We start from the raw sequence: 2,777 nt of genomic DNA, 5'->3' as shown, positions 1-2,777 counted from the left end.
TTGCCCCTTAGCAACTCATCCAAAACAATTTGGCAATACCGCAACTGCACAGAATATCGTCAGCAGTTTAACATTGACCTTCATTAGATCAGATTTTTTCATGTGTGACCTCAATGAAATGCATCTTGTTAATATTATGAGGGAGAAAGATATTTCTCGCAACACCAACCCAACTGATGGGCTTGCAGCGAGGATCGCTAGATATGTCAGCAACACACCGTCAAAGCGAATTTGAATTTGTGGCACTTGTCGCTCTGACCACATCGCTTGGCGCGCTGTCGATTGATGCAGTTCTACCTGCCTTGCCCGATATCGGCGAGAGTTTTGGAATGGCGGATGGAAACGCGTTGCAACAGATCGTCGGCGTTCTGTTTCTGGGGATGACCATCGCGCAACTGGCCTATGGCCCCTTGTCGGATCGCTACGGACGCAGGCCCGTGCTATTCATCGGCATGGCTATTTTCGTGCTAAGCAGCCTAGCATGCATTCTGGCGGACAATCTGGCCATGATGCTGGTGGGGCGGTTCTTTCAGGGCGTTGGGGCCGCCGCGCTGCGGATCGTACCAATGTCAATCATCCGCGACCGTTATGAAGGGGCAGCAATGGCGCGTATCATGTCCCTGACCATGGCGGTGTTCATCATTGTGCCTTGTGTCGCCCCGATGATTGGGCAGGGATTGCTCACGATGGCAGGATGGCAGGCGATCTTCTGGTTCATGGTGGGAATAACATTGGCTTCGAGCGTCTGGGTTTGGCTTCGCCAACCTGAATCGCTTCCGGTCGAGCGCCGCAGTGCAGGCGGCCTCGCCCCGATCCGCGACGGGCTGCTCGCAACGCTGTCGAACAGAACCACCCGCACTTACACAATAGCAAGCGGGCTGATCATGGGGGCCTTCATGGCCTATGTTATGTCAGCTGAACAGATCTATCGAGATGTCTTTGACGCGGGCGATCTGTTTTCGATCTACTTTGCGATCGGCGCAGGATTTATTGGTATTGCCAGCCTTGCAAACGCTCGTCTTGTTGAAAGCTACAGCCCAGAACGCGTGTGCAGGATGGCCCTTTATGGAATGATCCTGTCCAGCGGGTTGGCATGTGCCATCTCACTGATTGCTTCTCTGCCGCTCTTTGCGTTCCTTGTCTTGATCTCGGTTGTTTTCTTTTGCTTCGGTTTAACGATGGGCAACATGAATGCCATTGCACTTCAACCGCTTGGGCATATCGCTGGATTGGCGAACTCTGCCTTCAGTTTTTTGTCTGGCTGCATTGCAATGATCATTGGGTCCGCAATCGGTGCTGTCTTTAACGTGACCGTAACCCCTCTGCTTTTCGGGATATTCGCAACCAGCCTGCTCTCGCTGCTCCTTCTGACATTTTCAGATCGCATACCCGCCCAGATGAGCGCAAAGCCGACAGTCTTAAAAGGAATCCAAAATGACACTTGATTTCACACCCTATCGTGCAGCGAGTGGAATGGTGCCTCGCATGATCAAATGCATGTATCGCCAGCAGTCTCGCACAATTGCTTGTCCCGACTTGCCCCGCTTGGATGGAAAGACCGTTCTTGTCACAGGAGGCGCGTCGGGTGTGGGAGAGTTCGTATCACGAGGCGCATTGGCGCGGGGAGCCAAGGTGATCTCTATGTCGCGCGGCGTCTCTGAAAGCAAAGGCGCATTGGACAACGTGCTGCAGATCAAATGTGACCTGGCTGATCTTACATCCGTCAGAGACGCCGTTGATCAGTTGAACGGTCAGAAGATTGACATTCTGTTTTGCAATGCGGGCGTTGTCATGAAGGACCGCAAGACGACCGCTGACGGTGTCGAGATGACCTATGCGATCAACGTCCTTGGGCATCACCTGCTGTATCGGCTGCTGACAAAGCTCGGCCTATTCGGCGACTCCCCCCGGATCGTGATGACCTCTGGTGATGCATATGTTGCCGCCAAAGAATGCGTGCCGAACCCGGGAAAATTCAGCATGAACACTGTCTATGGCGGCAGCAAATTGGGCAACTTGTGGCAGGCATTCGAGCTGACCCGGCGCTACCCCGAAATCCATGCGGCGGCTGTACATCCCGGTGGAATCATGAGCGGGTTGGGCGACATGAACCCCAAGGGGATTGCACTTTGGCTCCTCAAGAAAGTCGCCATCAATGAAGAACAAGGGGCGCAGGCGTCTCTCATTGCGGCAACGCAAGATCTTCCAACCGGTGCCTACTGGCACAACGTGTGCGGGATCATGGAGCTCCCCAAAGGGGATGCCGGCCTAGACAGCCAGAAAGCGGCTGACTTGTGGGACCAGCTAGAAGCCTTCTGCGCTGACTACCTGGCCTAGTGGGCACATAGCTGCATATTTGGGCGGGGCATTATCAACCAAAGACAGCTATTTCGCTATATTAGGCTATTTATGCTATCCTGTGTCAATCGTGAGATGAGAGGTATGCATGTCAGAAACATTGTCTTTAGTTCTGGAGTCCATTCGTACTTTAGATGATATGGTTCTGGCATTTCAGAGCGAGGACAAATGCCGTCAGCTTGTTGAGAGCATGGTATGGCCTAAAGGGCGGATTTGCCCTGCATGTGGCTATAAGCATTCGATCTCACTTGCTGATCGAGATAGTGGCCGAGGACGATTACGACCAGGCTTGTATCAGTGCTCAAACAGTCATTGTCGCTTCCAGTTTACAGTCACCACGCGCACGCCGTTGCATGCTACCAAGCTCCCGTTGCAGATCTGGTTGAAAGCAATGTGGCTCATTTTACAGTCTGATAAGG

At 52.9% G+C, this 2,777-nt stretch carries 4 protein-coding genes; all 4 read left to right on the top strand.

Going from position 1 to position 2,777, the window contains the following annotated elements:
- On the top strand, positions 1-235 hold a 235-nt coding region (locus PsWM33_RS27740), incomplete at its 5' end, for a hypothetical protein (protein WP_206599014.1).
- Positions 204-1,445: a multidrug effflux MFS transporter gene (locus tag PsWM33_RS19045; RefSeq protein ID WP_193778314.1), complete on the top strand. Its 1,242-nt coding sequence runs from the start codon at positions 204-206 to the stop codon at positions 1,443-1,445. The genes PsWM33_RS27740 and PsWM33_RS19045, both read left to right, overlap by 32 nt.
- Positions 1,435-2,337 (top strand): SDR family NAD(P)-dependent oxidoreductase, encoded by a 903-nt coding sequence (locus PsWM33_RS19040; RefSeq protein WP_063301272.1) that lies wholly within the window; start codon positions 1,435-1,437, stop codon positions 2,335-2,337. Before PsWM33_RS19045 ends, PsWM33_RS19040 begins: the two co-directional genes overlap by 11 nt.
- Before the next feature lie 109 nt (positions 2,338-2,446).
- A partial coding sequence (locus tag PsWM33_RS26905; RefSeq protein ID WP_193778429.1) for a transposase occupies positions 2,447-2,777 on the top strand: 331 nt, incomplete at its 3' end.

This window comes from Pseudovibrio sp. WM33 (genome assembly GCF_001623165.1).
GTDB lineage: Bacteria > Pseudomonadota > Alphaproteobacteria > Rhizobiales > Stappiaceae > Pseudovibrio.
This window is presented reverse-complemented; position numbering and strand designations above follow the sequence as displayed.

Bases quoted from the DNA above. Each gene is read 5' to 3' on its own strand.
- PsWM33_RS19040 (WP_063301272.1), top strand. From the start codon at position 1,435: ATGACACTTGATTTCACACCCTATCGTGCAGCGAGTGGAATGGTGCCT.
- PsWM33_RS19045 (WP_193778314.1), top strand. From the start codon at position 204: ATGTCAGCAACACACCGTCAAAGCGAATTTGAATTTGTGGCACTTGTC.